We start from the raw sequence: 481 nt of genomic DNA on the forward strand, positions 1-481 counted from the left end.
GGATAATTGGTACGCTGGCCGCCCACAGTTCGGAATAGGCTATCGTAACGAAATCTTCCGCGACAATCGCAACGCCTATGGCCACGGGGAATGTGATCATAACAACGTATTTCAAACTCAATAGATAGGAAGCGCGTAGAAGCCGTGGTTTGGCCTGAACTCGACTAAACGTTGGGAAGAACACTTGACTGGCCGAGACACAGACCCCCATCACCGCCAACTCAGGGAGCATGGACCCTAGGACGAAATAACCCAACTGAGAAGCGTCCAAATAGCGCGCGATCACCACTTGATCCACTGTCTGAGATAATATTCCAACGAATGTGATCACCGAAAGCTTGGTTCCGAATGAGAGCAACCTGTAGGCAATCTTACGGTCAAAGGCCAACGAAAGCTGATTCCTTGTGACCCGCCAATATGCAATTGAAGCTGTGATTTGCCCACTCATTTGGCCAAACGCGAGGCTCCAGACTCCAAACCC

General features: G+C 50.5%; 1 protein-coding gene. It reads right to left on the bottom strand.

All coding sequences use genetic code 11. The annotated features are described in order from the left end of the window. Positions 1-481: oligosaccharide flippase family protein (locus tag AB9F27_RS22070; RefSeq protein WP_369758229.1), on the bottom strand; the 481-nt coding region annotated here is incomplete at both ends.

The sequence above is a fragment of the Falsihalocynthiibacter sp. CO-5D18 genome (genome assembly GCF_041205445.1).
GTDB classification, from domain to species: domain Bacteria; phylum Pseudomonadota; class Alphaproteobacteria; order Rhodobacterales; family Rhodobacteraceae; genus Falsihalocynthiibacter; species Falsihalocynthiibacter arcticus.